This window comes from Citrobacter sp. U14242 (genome assembly GCF_046555775.1).
Lineage (GTDB): Bacteria > Pseudomonadota > Gammaproteobacteria > Enterobacterales > Enterobacteriaceae > Citrobacter.
In genome coordinates, this window is record NZ_JBKGLW010000006.1 from 249908 (window position 1) to 265107 (window position 15200).

15 protein-coding genes are annotated in these 15200 nt (G+C 51.6%); 10 read left to right on the forward strand and 5 right to left on the reverse strand.

The window, feature by feature from the left end; translation table 11 throughout:
- Positions 1-2 precede the first annotated feature (2 nt).
- Entirely contained in the window at positions 3-926 is a 924-nt protein-coding gene (locus ACLJXE_RS12290; protein WP_410750982.1) for a LysR substrate-binding domain-containing protein, read from the reverse strand.
- A 231-nt stretch (positions 927-1157) separates the two neighbouring features.
- Here ACLJXE_RS12290 and ACLJXE_RS12295 point away from each other — a divergent pair, with 231 nt between their 5' ends.
- The 4 genes from ACLJXE_RS12295 (at position 1158) to ACLJXE_RS12310 (ending at position 5767) form a co-directional block, all read left to right on the forward strand.
- Positions 1158-2060 carry a manganese-dependent inorganic pyrophosphatase gene (locus ACLJXE_RS12295; protein ID WP_286630199.1) on the forward strand — a complete coding sequence of 301 codons (903 nt, stop codon included), beginning with the start codon at positions 1158-1160 and terminating at the stop codon, positions 2058-2060.
- Positions 2061-2183: 123 nt separating this feature from the next.
- Complete coding sequence (locus tag ACLJXE_RS12300; protein ID WP_410750983.1) at positions 2184-3527, forward strand: VOC family protein; 1344 nt, start codon at positions 2184-2186, stop codon at positions 3525-3527.
- 193 nt (positions 3528-3720) lie between these two features.
- Positions 3721-5376 carry a glucan biosynthesis protein D gene (locus tag ACLJXE_RS12305; RefSeq protein WP_137381794.1) on the forward strand — a complete coding sequence of 552 codons (1656 nt, stop codon included), beginning with the start codon at positions 3721-3723 and terminating at the stop codon, positions 5374-5376.
- A 166-nt stretch (positions 5377-5542) separates the two neighbouring features.
- Positions 5543-5767: a YdcH family protein gene (locus ACLJXE_RS12310; RefSeq protein WP_003020276.1), complete on the forward strand. Its 225-nt coding sequence runs from the start codon at positions 5543-5545 to the stop codon at positions 5765-5767.
- A gap of 66 nt (positions 5768-5833) precedes the next feature.
- Here ACLJXE_RS12310 and alr read toward each other — a convergent pair whose 3' ends face one another.
- Positions 5834-7060 carry an alanine racemase gene (gene alr / locus ACLJXE_RS12315; RefSeq protein ID WP_410750984.1) on the reverse strand — a complete coding sequence of 409 codons (1227 nt, stop codon included), beginning with the start codon at positions 7058-7060 and terminating at the stop codon, positions 5834-5836.
- A gap of 219 nt (positions 7061-7279) precedes the next feature.
- Here alr and rimL point away from each other — a divergent pair, with 219 nt between their 5' ends.
- Entirely contained in the window at positions 7280-7825 is a 546-nt protein-coding gene (gene rimL, locus ACLJXE_RS12320; RefSeq protein WP_410750985.1) for a 50S ribosomal protein L7/L12-serine acetyltransferase, read from the forward strand.
- Here rimL and ydcK read toward each other — a convergent pair.
- Positions 7817-8797 carry a YdcK family protein gene (gene ydcK, locus ACLJXE_RS12325; RefSeq protein WP_410750986.1) on the reverse strand — a complete coding sequence of 327 codons (981 nt, stop codon included), beginning with the start codon at positions 8795-8797 and terminating at the stop codon, positions 7817-7819. The two genes, rimL and ydcK, sit on opposite strands and share 9 nt — an antisense overlap.
- Positions 8798-8910: 113 nt before the next feature.
- On the opposite strand from ydcK, the gene tehA reads away from it, so the two are divergent.
- The 3 genes from tehA to ACLJXE_RS12340 all read left to right on the forward strand — a co-directional run bounded on the left by tehA (position 8911) and on the right by ACLJXE_RS12340 (position 11333).
- A complete protein-coding gene (gene tehA / locus ACLJXE_RS12330; protein WP_410750987.1) occupies positions 8911-9912 on the forward strand; it encodes a dicarboxylate transporter/tellurite-resistance protein TehA in 1002 nt (333 codons plus the stop codon).
- Entirely contained in the window at positions 9912-10508 is a 597-nt protein-coding gene (gene tehB, locus ACLJXE_RS12335) for a tellurite resistance methyltransferase TehB (protein WP_410750988.1), read from the forward strand. Before tehA ends, tehB begins: the two co-directional genes overlap by 1 nt.
- A 156-nt stretch (positions 10509-10664) precedes the next feature.
- Positions 10665-11333 carry a DUF3313 domain-containing protein gene (locus tag ACLJXE_RS12340; protein WP_410750989.1) on the forward strand — a complete coding sequence of 223 codons (669 nt, stop codon included), beginning with the start codon at positions 10665-10667 and terminating at the stop codon, positions 11331-11333.
- 37 nt (positions 11334-11370) lie between these two features.
- Here the strand turns inward: ACLJXE_RS12340 and ACLJXE_RS12345 are convergent, their stop codons facing one another.
- Entirely contained in the window at positions 11371-12279 is a 909-nt protein-coding gene (locus ACLJXE_RS12345) for a DMT family transporter (protein ID WP_286630207.1), read from the reverse strand.
- Positions 12280-12463: 184 nt separating this feature from the next.
- On the opposite strand from ACLJXE_RS12345, the gene ACLJXE_RS12350 reads away from it, so the two are divergent.
- Positions 12464-13333: a helix-turn-helix domain-containing protein gene (locus tag ACLJXE_RS12350; RefSeq protein WP_286630208.1), complete on the forward strand. Its 870-nt coding sequence runs from the start codon at positions 12464-12466 to the stop codon at positions 13331-13333.
- Here ACLJXE_RS12350 and ACLJXE_RS12355 read toward each other — a convergent pair.
- Positions 13316-14482 carry a benzoate/H(+) symporter BenE family transporter gene (locus ACLJXE_RS12355; RefSeq protein WP_410750990.1) on the reverse strand — a complete coding sequence of 389 codons (1167 nt, stop codon included), beginning with the start codon at positions 14480-14482 and terminating at the stop codon, positions 13316-13318. The two genes, ACLJXE_RS12350 and ACLJXE_RS12355, sit on opposite strands and share 18 nt — an antisense overlap.
- Positions 14483-14586: 104 nt before the next feature.
- Between ACLJXE_RS12355 and ACLJXE_RS12360 the strand changes: the two genes are divergently transcribed.
- Positions 14587-15123 carry a helix-turn-helix domain-containing protein gene (locus tag ACLJXE_RS12360; protein ID WP_286630210.1) on the forward strand — a complete coding sequence of 179 codons (537 nt, stop codon included), beginning with the start codon at positions 14587-14589 and terminating at the stop codon, positions 15121-15123.
- Positions 15124-15200 lie beyond the last annotated feature (77 nt).

Genomic DNA, 15200 nt, shown 5'->3' on the forward strand with positions numbered 1-15200 from the left:
CCTCAGAATGGTACGGTTTTGCGTATTGCGGCAATGAGAACTTGCGCTGCTGAGGGCAATTGCACGTCCACGCGGGTAAGTATCCCAATGGGCTCTCCCGCGCCATGCGTAGGTACCGGTAATGACACCAGCGTTGCCTGGCGCAAATCTTCCCGTACCGCGCCTGAAGGCACAAACCACACGTAGTCGTAATCCACCGTCAGTTGGCGGGAAAGCGAAGCTGACAACGTTTCGATACATCCAGAGGGCATTTTACAGCCCTGGCTTTGCAGCAAGGCTTCCGCGTGCTGTCGTGGCGCGGTCCCTTTGGGGGACACCACGACAGGCCATTCCATTACCCGACTCAGCGTGATGGTCTCTTGCAACAACGGATGATTCGGTCGCACAACCAGCTTGAGCGATTCGAGAAATAACAGTTCGTAGTTCAGACCAACCATCAATTCCGGATCGGCCATACGGCCAATACCAAGGTCGATCTCCCCGGATTTTAAGCCAGCCAGAATCATGGGATTACTCATGGTGGCAACCTGCAGCGTTGTTTCCATTTGCTGCTTGTGATACTGACCAATTACTGCAGGCAGAATACCTAATGCAGCTGTTGGCAAGGCACCAATACGAACGACATCATTCTGAGATTCTTCACGATGATTTAATGCCTGACCGGCGGTGTTGAGTGCATCAAGCACTCTTACTGCATGGGTAAGAAACTGTTCGCCGGGCAACGTTAACTGCGCACCAAGACGACCGCGTTCAAAGAGTCGGGTTCCGGTCAATTGCTCCAGTTCGTTCAGGGTTTTGGAGAGGGCTGGTTGACTCAGGTTAAGGGTTTCGGCCGCGCGCCCCAACGTTCCCTGTTGGGCAACGGCGACAAAAGTATGAAGATGGCGCAAGCGAATGCGCTGATTGAACAGAACATTTTTTTCCATAAGCGATGTTAAAAACAGAGCCGTATCGGTGACAAGTGAAGTTGTTTGTTTTTGATAACTTGATAGCAAAATATTATTAACATTTAACGCGTTTTACTTACAACTGATTTATTTTGCTTATGTTTTGTACAGTGTGACTGCGTGGTGGGATCATGGAAGGGAATGTAGCCAGTCGTTATACTCTGACAATTGTTCGCTTTTTCATCATTCATCATCACAAGGCACTGACCAATGATCCATGTAATAGGGCACCTTAACCCCGATAGCGATGCCATTTGCACCGCGGCAATGACAGCCCGCTGGCTTACGTTACGAGGCCAGCAGGCGACGGCATGGCGCGCGGGGGAACCTAACCGCGAAACGCAATTTATCTTTGCGCATGCAGGACTGGATATGCCCGAACGACTCACGTTTCCGCTGACCGATCTGGATGTTTGGGTGGTCGATTTCACCGAACCGACACAAGGACCGGAATCGCTGTCTGAGAGCAATGTCGTCGGTATCATCGACCATCATCGACTCGGCGGATTAGTGACTCGTCTTCCTCCAGAGGTCTGGGTTAAGCCTGTTGGCAGCAGCGCAACGCTGTTGTGGCAACTGATGACGGATGACGAGCGCAGTCAGTTGTCGTCTGCGGAAGCTGTTTTGCTCCTGGGGGCTATTCTAAGTGACACCGTCACGCTTCGTTCGCCCACTACTACGTCGGATGACAGCCAGGCGGTGGGGGCTCTGGTCCAAAAAACGGGTGTGGATCTGGACGCTTTCAGCCGTGATCTGCTGTCGGCCAAAACCAGCGTCGAAGGTATGAGTGCCCGTGAGCTGCTGCATAAAGACATTAAAACGTTCACTATTCATGGGCATAAAGTCTGCGTGGCGCAACTCGAGCTGTATGCACTGCGCCAGGTTGACGGTGTGCTGGACGATCTCCGCGAGGAGATGACCCGTTATGCTGAGGAAAATCAGGCCGCGCTGGTGGTACTGATGCTGACGGACATCAATCTTGGCGACACCAGTCTGTGGTTCGCCGGATCGGCGTTGTCAGATATCCCGCAACCCTGCAAGGTCGAAGGCATGCTCAGTCGTAAAAAACAGATGCTGCCATGGCTGGAAAGTCATTTAAAACCACGTCAGTAAGTTTCAGTTCACTGTCCTGGTGGGTGGGGGGAATTTATGCGGGATCACAGTTTGTAAATTCTTCCCACCGGACTCAGCGGTGTTTTCTACACTCCAGGTAATATTCACTGGAGGCATGACATTATGGCGAACACCATCACGGCAGATGAGATTCGGGAACAATTTTCGCAGGCAATGTCAGCAATGTACCAGCAGGAAGTCCCGCAGTATGGCACGTTGCTGGAACTTGTCGCTGATGTGAATCTGGCGGTACTGGAAAATAATCCGACACTGCATGAAAAACTGGCCAATGCGGATGAACTGGCACGGCTCAATGTTGAACGCCATGGGGCAATCCGGGTCGGTACTGCGCAGGAGTTGTCTACACTGCGGCGGATGTTTGCCATTATGGGCATGTATCCGGTCAGCTATTACGATCTCTCCCAGGCGGGCGTCCCCGTCCATTCCACGGCGTTTCGCCCCATCGACGATGCCTCGCTTTCGCGCAACCCGTTTCGGGTATTTACTTCACTATTACGCCTCGAATTAATCGAGAACGTGGTGTTGCGCCAGCAGGCAGCGGAGATCCTCGCAAAGCGTGATATTTTCACGCGTCGTTGTCACGAATTGCTGGATGAGTTTGATGCACAGGGCAGTTTCACACCCGCACAGGCCCAGGAATTTGTGCATGAAGCACTGGAAACGTTCCGTTGGCATCAACACGCCACTGTAGATGAGCAAACGTATCATGCCTTGCATAACGAGCATCGACTGATTGCCGATGTGGTCTGTTTTCCCGGTTGCCATATCAACCACCTGACGCCGCGCACGCTGGATATCGATCGGGTACAGTCGATGATGCCGGAGTGCGGTATTGCACCGAAAATTCTCATTGAAGGCCCACCACGGCGCGAGGTGCCCATCTTGCTGCGCCAGACCAGCTTTAAGGCGCTGGAAGAGCCGGTGTTGTTTGCCGGCGAAATGCGAGGAACTCACACTGCGCGTTTTGGCGAAATCGAGCAACGTGGTGTGGCGCTGACGCCAAAGGGGCGGGCGTTGTACGACGAACTGTTGAGTATAGCGGGAACGGGGAAAGATAACCTGACACACCAGCTGCATCTTCAGGACGTGTTTAAGGCGTTCCCGGACAGCGAGTTTCTGCTGCGCCAACAGGGACTGGCCTGGTTCCGTTATCGCCTGACGCCGTCGGGCGAAGCGCATCGCCAGGCTATTCGCCCGGATGACGATCCACAACCGCTCATCGAGCGGGGCTGGCTGGTTGCTCAGCCTATCACCTATGAAGATTTCTTGCCGGTGAGCGCCGCAGGGATTTTCCAGTCTAATCTGGGTAATGAAACACAGGCGCGCAGCCACGGTAATTCCAGCCGCGATGCCTTTGAACAGGCGCTGGGTTGCGCGGTATATGATGAGTTTGCGTTGTATCAGGAGGCAGAAGAACGCAGTAAACGGCGGTGTGGTTTACTTTAACTGAATTTACACGGGATTCGGCCTGTTCTCATCGACATAAAATATTTTCGATATTGTACAGATAATCGGCGACCAACAATTGGATTATTAATGAATTTTGTCTAGAGTGAGCGGTCAGAAATGTGCACTCTCTTGCCGCAGATGTTGACCGGCGCGGGACCATTTACACGACCAGAAGGATTCACTTTCAGGCATGAATCGCAGACGATTTATTAAAGGTTCAATGGCAGTGGCCGCCGTGTGCGGAACCAGTGGTATTGCATCACTCTTTTCCCGCGCCGCCTATGCGGCAGAGTCTGACATTGCAGACGGAAAAACGGTACGTTTTGATTTTTCCGTTCTGCAATCGATGGCCCATGATTTAGCACAGAAGCCGTGGGGCGGTGCACCGCGTGCATTGCCGGATACGCTGGCTAAACTGACGCCGCAGGCTTACAACAGTATTCAGTACGACGCAGAACAGTCACTGTGGAACAACGTTGAAAATCGTCAGCTTGACGCGCAGTTCTTCCATGTGGGAATGGGCTTCCGTCGCCGCGTACGTATGTTCTCGGTTGATGACAGTACGCATATGGCGCGTGAGATCCATTTCCGCCCGGAGCTTTTCAAGTACAACGATGCCGGTGTGGATACCAAACAACTGGAAGGGCAAACTGACCTCGGTTTTGCCGGTTTCCGCGTGTTCAAAGCGCCTGAACTGGCCCGTCGTGATGTCGTGTCCTTCCTGGGAGCCAGCTATTTTCGCGCTGTAGATGACACCTATCAGTACGGTTTGTCGGCGCGTGGTCTGGCGGTTGATACCTATACTGACAGCAAAGAAGAGTTTCCTGACTTCACCGCATTCTGGTTCGAAACGGTTAAACCGGGCGCCACTTCATTTACGGTTTATGCACTGCTCGATAGCCCAAGCGTGACCGGCGCATTTAAGTTTGTGATCCACTGTGAGAAAACGCAGGTGATCATGGATGTGCAGAATCATGTCTATGCGCGTAAAGACATCAAGCAACTCGGCATTGCGCCGATGACCAGCATGTTCAGCTGTGGTAACAATGAACGCCGGATGTGTGACACCATTCACCCGCAAATTCACGACTCCGATCGTCTTGCTATGTGGCGTGGCAACGGCGAGTGGATCTGTCGTCCACTGAACAACCCGCAAAAACTGCAGTTTAATGCCTATACCGATAACAACCCGCGCGGGTTTGGCCTGCTGCAGTTGGATCGTGACTTCTCCCACTATCAGGACATCATGGGCTGGTACAACAAGCGGCCAAGCCTGTGGGTCGAGCCGCGTAACCAGTGGGGCAAGGGGACCATCGGCCTGATGGAGATCCCGACGACTGGCGAAACGCTGGATAACGTCGTCTGCTTCTGGCAGCCGGATAAAGCAATCAAAGCCGGTGACGACCTGGAATTCAAATATCGCCTGTACTGGAGCGCACAGCCGCCGGTACGTTCGCCGCTGGCCCGTGTGATGGCAACCCGCACCGGTATGGGTGGCTTCCCGGAAGGATGGGCACCGGGCGAGCATTACCCGGAAAAATGGGCACGTCGTTTTGCCGTTGACTTCGTGGGGGGGGACCTGAAAGCGGCTGCGCCGAAGGGAATTGAACCGGTCATTACGCTCTCCAGCGGCGAAGCGAAGCAGATTGAAATTCTCTACGTGGAGCCTATCGACGGTTACCGTATCCAGTTTGACTGGTATCCAACGTCTGATTCAACCGACCCGGTCGATATGCGCATGTTCCTGCGCTGCCAGGGCGATGCTATCAGTGAAACCTGGCTGTATCAGTATTTCCCGCCTGCACCGGATAAACGTCAGTACGTTGACGACCGTGAAATGCGTTAATTGATCTTCTGATGGCTCTCCTTCTGGGGAGCCATTGCTGAAATCTCTACCGTAACAATCTGTACACTATTTACTCGATCCTCTTCGCATTTTTCCCTGACCTAACCGGGTAAGCTGATCATGTGTATTTCGTATACACATTCTTTACCACTAACAGGGAGAAAGTATGTTTCCAGAATACAGAGACCTTATTTCCCGACTGAAATCCGAGAATCCTCGTTTTCTGTCCTTATTCGAAAAACACAACAGCCTTGATCATGAGATTTCCAGACTGGAAGGTTCGGATGGTCGGGGATACAGTTTGGACATTGTTCGTCTTAAGAAACAGAAACTCCACCTGAAGGAAGATTTGCTCAAAATTTTGCAAAGAGAGAGTGTCAGTGAGAGCTAAATAGTACTGTGCTCACTGTGTAAAAGGGCTTCCAGCGAGAAAAGGAAGCCCTTCCTGTTTTAGGCGTTAATCGACCATCACGCGTTTGTTTGTTGCCCCCCAGAGGATCGACATTTCAGTGAACAGCGCGCCGCTAATTTCTTCGACTTCTTCTGCGCTCACCTGCGCATTTCCCTGTTTACCGAATAACACCACTTCATCGCCTGAGGCAACCTGCGGCAGATCGGTCACATCAACAATCACGGTATTCATGGATGTTTTACCCAGCACAGGAACCCGCTGGCCGTGGATCAATACGTGTCCCACGTTACTGAACACACGACGATATCCATCAGCATAACCCGTCGGAATATTGGCAAGAACGGAGTTACGTTTAAGGGTATAGGTTCTGTCATACCCGACGGTATTTCCTTTGGGGTAATGGTTTACCGACGCGATGGCCGATTTAAACGTCATGACGCGTTTGTATTCGGTGCTGGCGATCGTATCGCCATAAAAAATACCGCCAACACGTACCATGTCGAGCCAGGATTCAGGAACGGTCAGGGTGGCAAACGTATTCGCGACATGCAGGGTTACCTCTTCGCGCTTAAGCCCGGTAATGTTGAGTACCTGGGCCGATTGCGTATTGAAACGGGCCAGATCGCGTTTAACCACCGCCGCATCTTCTTCCGGGAAATGCGACATGATGCCAACAATTTTCAGACCGGGTAATGTGGAAATGGCGCGGGCCTCTTCCAGACCTGCCGCCGTGCTGACTTCCAGACCATTTCGTGACATACCGCCAGAGTTGAGAGCCAGATGGATACGAATCGTTTTCCCTTTCTCCAGAGCAATCGCATTCAGTCGTTTAGCCATATCCAGATTACCAATCAGCTCTTCGGTATCAAAATCCGCCGCCTGGCGCATCTCTTTTTCCGTCGCGTTGCGAACGCGCATTAGCTGCGATGTATAACCTGACTGACGAACAGTGCTAATTTCCTCGTTGCTGGCGATGCCAATACACTGCACACCGTTTTGCATCATCACCGGCGTAACCAGTGAGAGATCGTGGCCATACGCATCGCCTTTAAGAATGGCGCACATCCGGGTTTTGTCTCCCAGCAGTTGCTGAACTTTATGAATGTTATATTCCAGCGCGCTACGGGAAATTTCCAGCGTAGTATTATCCACAACCTGTTGTTTGTTAACGGCAAAGGGAACAGGCCCCGCTTGCGTGGTGGGGACGGGTTGGTGACAGGCGGTAATCAGTAAAAGCGGAATAAGTGCTAAACGACCCAAAGGTGCTGCCATGCTTGCTCCTTAGCAATAAAATGAAAGTGTTGTTGTCATCAGTACGGCCTATCCCTGCCAGGGATAACCGGACATCCAGAGTAACGGCTTCCGCGCCAGAGATTGTTTCTAAGTGATTGCTGTTACAGCATAAAAATATGACATCCCCGGCGATAAGCAGATTAATATCGGCTACTGCCAGTCAGAAATCCCCCGTTTACAATCGCAAAGGAGATAAACATGTCAGAAATTATTACCGTCAGTGACACGCTGGAACTGCGGGCAGTGGAAGAACAACACGTCACGCCTTTGCATCAGTTAGTGCTCAAAAATAAAGTTTGGCTCCAGCGGTCGCTGAACTGGCCGCAGTTTGTCGAATCTGAGGACGATACGCGTAAGAATGTGCAGGGGAATATGATGTTGCACCAGCGTGGCTACGCCAAAATGTTCCTTATCTTCAAACAAGGTGAAGTGGTTGGCGTTATCTCGTTTAACCAAATAGAACCGTTGAACAAAGCGGCCTACATCGGCTATTGGCTGGATGAGGCGCATCAGAGACAGGGCATTATGTCCCGGTCACTACAGGCATTGATTCATCATCATGCACAGCGTGGCGAGATCCGTCGGTTCATTATTAAATGCCGCGTGGATAACCAGGAAAGCAACCAGGTGGCGCTGCGCAACGGTTTTCAGCTGGAAGGATGTTTAAAGCAGGCCGAGTTTCTCAATGATGGCTATCATGATGTGAATCTCTATGCCCGTATCATTGATAGCGTTTCAGAATAAGCCGGCGAGGGGGGTACGCGTAATACGTTGTTCGCCGTTGATAACTTTTGGCCCGCGCAGATGGATCTCATCACCATCAAAGGCTTCAACGTGGGCCTGACCGGTTATCTCAATATGATGCTCGATCAGCACTTCACCCAGAATACAGGCGTGGCCTTCAATCAGGATGTGATCATCCAGCAGGAGTGGTCCGCCGCGTAATTTTGCATGCCCCCCGACCAGCACATGGTGTTTCAGGACACAGTTACCTTCAACTACCGCATGCTCAGCCACCTGAGAGCTATAGCGCAGGGTTGGTATCGCATCTTCATCGGTGCCAGCAATGATGCGGGCGTTGCCGTAGACCTTCGCGCAATCGCAGATCCAAACGTTATTTTCCTCATTACCTTCGATGCGAGCACAATCAAAAACCTCGGCGCGGTGTTCAATAAAGGCGTAGTCAATGGTTGCATCGCCATAGATCTGCACCTGATGCACAATGCGCGAATGGTTTACGGTTGCGCGATCATATATTTGCAGGGACTGGTCGCTTTCACGGGTTAACCCTTTGGCGGCGATGACTTCGGAGCCTCCAAGAACACGCGCATCACCCGACAGAAGACACTCGCCACGTACAACAGAATCCTGAATGGTGACGTTGTCACGTATTTGTGCGCCATGGCTAATTTCAGCCCGATCTATCCATACGGCACCGCCAATCCGTGCGCCATCTCTGACCACGCTGGCCTGCGTAATACGGGCATTTCCTGAAATGGTTGCCCCAGCAAATGCCATCGCATTCTCATCGTAAATCCAGCAATCACCGTACTGCGCCAGTACGGCCTCATCATCAATCCAGCCACCAGGCGTGCCAGCCGGAACATCATTAAAATCAATCAGTGCAATGATCTGGCGTAGTAATACGCTTCTTTTGTTGCCATTATCCTGATAACTGAAGGACCGGGGTTCGTCGCTCAGACGGTATTTGGTCATAGCTCATTTCCGTGTTGCGCACCTTAGTTAAACGTAGCAAAGTTTTCCGTACTGGCTAAATCGCCATAATTTCCATAAAATGCATTTCAAATATACTTTAAAAAATAAACAAAATGAGTAATAACAAGCATAGTGATCGGGTCCTTAATCTTCCGGCCGGTTATTTTGGCATGGTACTGGGCACCATCGGCATGGGATTCGCCTGGCGATATGCCAGTCAGGTGTGGCCGGTGAGCCACTGGATTGGCGATGGGTTAGTCATCCTGGCGATGGTTATTTGGGGTCTGTTAACGTTGGCTTTTCTGACCCGTTTAGTGCGTTTTCCCCAGAGTGTGCTGGCAGAGATTCGCCACCCGGTGATGAGTAGTTTTGTCAGCCTTTTTCCGGCAACAACCATGCTGGTGGCGATTGGTTTTGTTCCCTGGTACCGCCCGTTAGCCGTCGGGCTATTTAGCATTGGCGTGGTGATACAGCTATCGTATGCGGCCTGGCAAACGGCAGGCCTGTGGCGAGGTTCGCATCCCGAGGAGGCCACCACGCCGGGGTTGTATCTGCCGACCGTCGCCAATAACTTTATCAGCGCGATGGCCTGCGGTGCACTCGGCTATAACGATGCCGGACTGGTATTCCTGGGGGCCGGGGTTTTCTCCTGGCTTAGTCTTGAACCGGTGATCCTGCAGCGTTTACGCAGTTCTGGTGAGTTGCCCGCGGTATTACGTACGTCGCTGGGTATTCAATTGGCACCCGCGTTAGTGGCCTGTAGCGCATGGCTTAGCGTCAACGGCGGAGAGGGCGATACGCTGGCGAAAATGCTGTTCGGCTATGGCCTGCTGCAACTGCTGTTTATGCTTCGGCTGATGCCGTGGTATCTGTCCCAGCCGTTTAATGCGTCTTTCTGGAGTTTCTCGTTCGGCGTGTCGGCTCTGGCAACCACTGGGCTACATCTGGGACATGCCAGTGAATCGGGATTTTTCCATACGCTGTCGATGCCACTGTTTATTTTTACCAATTTTATCATTGCGTTATTACTGGTACGTACGTTTGCATTGCTGATGCAGGGGAAACTGCTCATCCGCACGGAGCGTGCTGCATTACTGAAATCTGAGGATAAATAATGACCCTTTGCGACGAAAACTACTTTACTGAAAAATACGATCTCACCCGGACCCATTCCGAGGTTGTTGAAGCGGCCAACATTGTCACACCAGGTAAAACACTGGATCTGGGCTGTGGCAATGGCCGTAACAGTCTGTATCTGGCGGCAAACGGCTATGACGTCACCGCGTGGGATAAAAACCCCATGAGCATCGCTAATCTTGAGCGCATCAAAGCGGCTGAGGGACTGACCAATTTGCACACGAACGTCGCAGACCTGAATGCACTCAGCTTTGACGGCGAATATGACTTTATTCTTTCTACCGTGGTGCTGATGTTCCTGGAAGCGAAAACGATCCCGGGGCTTATCGAAAATATGCAACGTTGCACGAAACCGGGTGGATATAATTTAATCGTAGCGGCAATGGATACCGAAGATTTCCCGTGCACTGTCGGTTTCCCGTTTGCATTTAAAGCAGGTGAATTACGTCACTATTACAGTGGATGGGATCTGCTGAAATACAATGAGGATGTGGGTGAACTTCATCGTACAGATGAAAATGGCAACCGCATTAAACTGCGCTTTGCCACCATGCTGGCGCGTAAAACTGCCTGAACATCCCGCCTGGCTTAACTCGTTCTGCGTTCAGCATTTTTTGGTGCTGAGCGCAGAGAAAAAATTGTGCGGTCGTTACCATTTTTCGTACATCCAAAATGAAACTGTTTTGCTATCCTTTATAGGCATCATTGCGAAAACTAAAGGGATCGTTTCATGCGTACTCAAACTTTATTTAAAGTTGCAGTGCTTACTGGTCTGTTGGCATTATCGGGCTGTGCGTCAAAAGTGACGCAGCCGGATAAATATTCTGGGTTTTTAAAAGATTATTCTGGCCTGAAGGAAACGAAATCGGCAACAGGACAGCCTGTGCTGCGTTGGGTTGATCCCAACTTCAGTGAGTCCAAATATGACAGTATTGTGTATAACCCTATAACCTATTATCCGATTCCTAAACCAACGACTCAGGTTGGTCAACAGGTGCTGGATAAACTGTTGAGCTATACCAACACACAGATGAAAACCTCCATCGGCAAGCGTAAACCTCTGGTGGCAACGCCAGGGCCACGCAGTCTGATTTTCCGCGGGGCAATCACCGGTGTTGCGACCAGTAAAGAAGGTTTGCAATTCTATGAAGTCGTCCCGGTTGCGTTGCTCGTAGCGGGCACACAAATGGCGACAGGCCACCGTACCATGGATACTCACCTCTATTTTGAAGGTGAGTTGATCGATGCGGCAACCAATAAGCCTGTGATTAAAGTGGTACGTCAGGGTGAAGGCAAGGACCTGAACAACGAAAGTACGCCGATGGCGTTCGAAACGTTGAAGAAAGTTGTTGATGACATGGCGACAGATGCCTCCATGTTTGATGTGAACAAAAAATAATAATGAAGGACGCACCCTCTGCGGAGGGTGCGTTTTTTTATGCCACTCGCCGACGGTACAACAGTTTTCCCATCAAGCCTTCCGGTCGCGCAAACATCACCAGATTTCCCAGCAAAATCAGCACTAAACCGGCAATCGCGTTAGCCTGCCAAACATACCCTTCATACAGTGTTGACAGCGTGAGCGCCACCAGAGGGAAAAGCAACGTACTGTAAGCGGCCTTACTCGGACCGATGCGTCCTACCAGTGTGAAATAAGCGCCGAAGGCAATCACAGAGCCAAAAATAGCCAGATACAACAGCGCGCTAAGGTAGCTAAAAGTCCACTGTGGCGTGAAGTCATCACCACGAACCAGTGCAATGGTGGCAATCAGCAAGGTACCGTATAGCATGGCCCAGCTGTTGGTGGTCATCACCTCCAGCCCTTTTTTCTGATGACGCAGGCTTATCATATTGCCCAGGGAAAAACCAAACGTTCCCAGAGCGCTTAAACCAATACCCAGCAGAAGCGAGTGATTCAGGCCGCTATTAGCCAAATCCTGCCAGAACAGGGTGATGATACCCGTCAACCCCAGCGCCGCGGCGAAATAAAAGCGTAGCGGTGGTTTTTGACCAAAAAATACAAAACTATTCACCGCATTGAACAGCACGGCCATCGAGAAAATTACTGACTCCAGACCGGTGTTAATCCAGGCCGCTGCCGTGTAGAAACACCAGAAATTGAAGCAAAAAACACATCCGCCCTGTAACAGACAAAACAGATGGTCGCGTCCGGAGAGTTTACGCAATTTGCCGCTGAACAGCAGGAGAAGGATCATCACCGAGCTGGCGACCGCAAAGCGCCAAAAGATAGAGACCGGGGCAGCAACAGGCCCTTGCTGCAGGTAAATGGCAATCCATGTCGTTCCCCATATCACGACCACCAGGCAGTACAACAATGCGTTCATACATCTCTCTCATTTTGGTATTTAATTGCACACAGTGTCATGGCTGGCCGGGGTTGGCTTTCATCTGATTGCGGTCGACTTGCAAAATCTTGCGCTTTTTTCTCGCAAACATGAAAAGGAGGCTGTTAACAACATGTAGCTGATATAGACTGAAAGCCTGCTAACTTATTCTGAATGTGATGGTATGTCTCAGCCCTATGGCGCCTTTGAAAACTTACGCAAACATAATGCCGTGCTGCATGAGTCGGTTGCGTTACACTCAGGGATCCAACTGGCGGCGTGGTCAAACAAACGCGACACCATTACCCAATATTGCGATCACCACACGCTCAGCTTATATGTCGCGGATGGTTACGAGAGCTATCACAAGACGGCAGGGGGCTGGAAAAACGGCGGCGGCCCGGATCGCTTCTGCCTGATGCCGAAAGAGAGCGAATCCAGTTGGGATATTCGTGACGATCTCTCCTTTGTACATCTTTATTGTACCGACGCGCATCTACGGGAAGTGGGTGAGAAAGTTTGGGACAAAAGCCCTTATCGCTTCACGCTGGACGAACATACGTTCGGCAGCGATCCGGGGATCACGGCGGTTTATCGTCAGTTTTTACTGGGTAATGACTGGCAACAACCGGCTAATCACCTAACGCTCAGCGCGGCATCTTCGCTGTTGCTGACACACCTGATTCAACATTACAGCAATGTTCAATGGCGGCCGCCGGTGGTAACCGGTGGGCTTGCGCCAGCGACATTGCGCAACGTGCTGGCCTATATTGACGCGCATCTGGCCTACCCAATGACCCTCAGCGATTTGGCAGGTGAAGCGGCACTGAGCGATTTCCACTTTGCCAGAATGTTTCGCCAGTCGATGAATATGGCCCCGCATCAGTATGTTATGCAACGTCGTATGGCGCTGGCGCAGCAACTGGTCTGTTATTCTTCACGTAGTTTGTCGGATATCGCGATGGCTTGCGGATTCAGTTCAGCAAGCCATTTTAGCAATCGGTTTAAACAGGTGACGGGCAAGACGCCAACGCAATTACGTGCGTCGCGATAACCTCAGCACGGCATAACATATCCCTCCGGCGATTAATCCCCAGAACGCAGAACCAATCCCCAATAACGTCAAACCACTGGCAGTAACCAGAAAGGTGACGATGGCAGCATCTCGCTCAGCTTCATGAAGCAATGCCTGATACAGACTACCGCTAATCGTACCGAGCAAGGCGAGGCCAGCCAGCATCTGGATCCAGCTTGCCGGCAGAGCGGCCATCAATCCGGTTACCGACCCACCAAACACCCCGGCCAGAAGGTAGAACATTCCGGCAGCGGCAGCGGCTAACCAGCGTCGCTGGGGATCCGGATGCGCATCCGGACTTTGGCAAATTGCGGCGGTGATGGCAGCAATACAGATGGAGTAGACGCCAAAGGGAGAAAACAGTAACGCCAGCAGCCCCGTGAAAATAATCAGTGGTGAAACGGGCAAGGAATAACCTGACGCTTTCATGGTGGCAATGCCTGGGGCATTTTGTGACGCCATGGTCACCAGGAAGAACGGCAATGCGATGCTTATACTGTGTGCAAGAGAAAAGTGGGGCGCAATGAATTCAGGCATCACCGGAGATAAATTAATGTTATAGGTGACAATGTCACCTTTTAGCAGTGCGATGGCGATACCCACCAGCATTGCAGCAATGACGGCGTATCTGGGTGCGACAACTTTTAACATCAGCCACGCCAGCAGCATGCTGCCGCACAGGAGAAGCGCATTATTAAGGCTATTGAATGCCTGCAAACCAAAACGCAGCAGGATCCCGGCCAGCATTGCCGACGCCAGTGAGTGTGGGATTATCTGCATCAGACGTGCAAACAACCCCGTCACACCACACAGGACTATCAGCGCGTTAGCAACAATAAAAACGCCGATAGCATCCTGAACGGTCACGCCTTGCAGACCCGTAACCAGCAGCGCAGCACCGGGCGTAGACCAGGCGGTCAGGATGGGAGCACGATACCACACTGACAATGCCAGCGTACTCACGCCCATCGCGATTCCCAGTGCGGTCATCCAGCCCGCAATCTGCCCGGTCGTTGCGCCTGCGGCTATCGCCGCTTGCCAGATGATGGCTGCTGAGCTTGCATAGCCGACCAGCACGGCAACAAAACCGGATAAAACGGTGGGCAAAGGGATTGATACTGTGCGCATAGGGACTCCGCGTGCGTTATAACGGTCATTCACTGTAGCACTGTGCGTTATAGCGTACAAGTGATAAGCTGATGGACAGAAACAGGAGATAGAGGAAGGCGACAATGGACAATTTAACCCACCATCTGGCTACCACGCTCCGGACATTACGTCACCAGCGGGAATGGAGTCTGTCGCGTCTGGCAGAGGAAACCGGTGTATCCAAAGCTATGTTGGGGCAGATAGAACGCAATGAATCCAGTCCAACAGTGGCGACGCTATGGAAAATTGCCACCGGACTGAACGTGCCGTTTTCGACGTTTATTTCACCACCAGAGTCAGAAGGCACAGCGACTTTTGATCCCGAGCAGCAGGCAATGATAGTGACACCCTTGTTTCCATGGGATCCACAACTCTGCTTTGACCATTTTTCAATATTGCTGGCACCGGGGGCGTTGAGTGAATCTACACCGCATGAAACCGGTGTGATTGAGCACGTCGTGGTGATTAGTGGCCTGCTGGATATGTGCATTGATGGGCAGTGGCGAACCATCAAATCAGGCGAGGGTGTCCGTTTTGCGGGTGATACTGCACATAGTTACCGTAACAGCAGCGAACAGACAGTTCACTTTCATTCCCTGATCCATTACCCACGCGGTTAATCGGGAAAACTATTCCGAAATGCCGCGCTTCTGACTACAATAGCCGCCATTTTACCGCTTGTGGATGGTAACAACTG

What these genes read in the sequence shown, in the direction of transcription:
- ACLJXE_RS12290 (WP_410750982.1), bottom strand. Translation starts at nt 926, where the DNA reads ATGGAAAAAAATGTTCTGTTCAATCAGCGCATTCGCTTGCGCCATCTT.
- ACLJXE_RS12295 (WP_286630199.1), top strand. Translation starts at nt 1,158, where the DNA reads ATGATCCATGTAATAGGGCACCTTAACCCCGATAGCGATGCCATTTGC.
- ACLJXE_RS12355 (WP_410750990.1), bottom strand. Translation starts at nt 14,482, where the DNA reads ATGCGCACAGTATCAATCCCTTTGCCCACCGTTTTATCCGGTTTTGTT.
- ACLJXE_RS12345 (WP_286630207.1), bottom strand. Translation starts at nt 12,279, where the DNA reads ATGAACGCATTGTTGTACTGCCTGGTGGTCGTGATATGGGGAACGACA.
- ACLJXE_RS12340 (WP_410750989.1), top strand. Translation starts at nt 10,665, where the DNA reads ATGCGTACTCAAACTTTATTTAAAGTTGCAGTGCTTACTGGTCTGTTG.
- ACLJXE_RS12305 (WP_137381794.1), top strand. Translation starts at nt 3,721, where the DNA reads ATGAATCGCAGACGATTTATTAAAGGTTCAATGGCAGTGGCCGCCGTG.
- rimL (WP_410750985.1), top strand. Translation starts at nt 7,280, where the DNA reads ATGTCAGAAATTATTACCGTCAGTGACACGCTGGAACTGCGGGCAGTG.
- ACLJXE_RS12300 (WP_410750983.1), top strand. Translation starts at nt 2,184, where the DNA reads ATGGCGAACACCATCACGGCAGATGAGATTCGGGAACAATTTTCGCAG.
- alr (WP_410750984.1), bottom strand. Translation starts at nt 7,060, where the DNA reads ATGGCAGCACCTTTGGGTCGTTTAGCACTTATTCCGCTTTTACTGATT.
- tehA (WP_410750987.1), top strand. Translation starts at nt 8,911, where the DNA reads ATGAGTAATAACAAGCATAGTGATCGGGTCCTTAATCTTCCGGCCGGT.
- ACLJXE_RS12350 (WP_286630208.1), top strand. Translation starts at nt 12,464, where the DNA reads ATGTCTCAGCCCTATGGCGCCTTTGAAAACTTACGCAAACATAATGCC.
- ACLJXE_RS12360 (WP_286630210.1), top strand. Translation starts at nt 14,587, where the DNA reads ATGGACAATTTAACCCACCATCTGGCTACCACGCTCCGGACATTACGT.
- ydcK (WP_410750986.1), bottom strand. Translation starts at nt 8,797, where the DNA reads ATGACCAAATACCGTCTGAGCGACGAACCCCGGTCCTTCAGTTATCAG.
- tehB (WP_410750988.1), top strand. Translation starts at nt 9,912, where the DNA reads ATGACCCTTTGCGACGAAAACTACTTTACTGAAAAATACGATCTCACC.
- ACLJXE_RS12310 (WP_003020276.1), top strand. Translation starts at nt 5,543, where the DNA reads ATGTTTCCAGAATACAGAGACCTTATTTCCCGACTGAAATCCGAGAAT.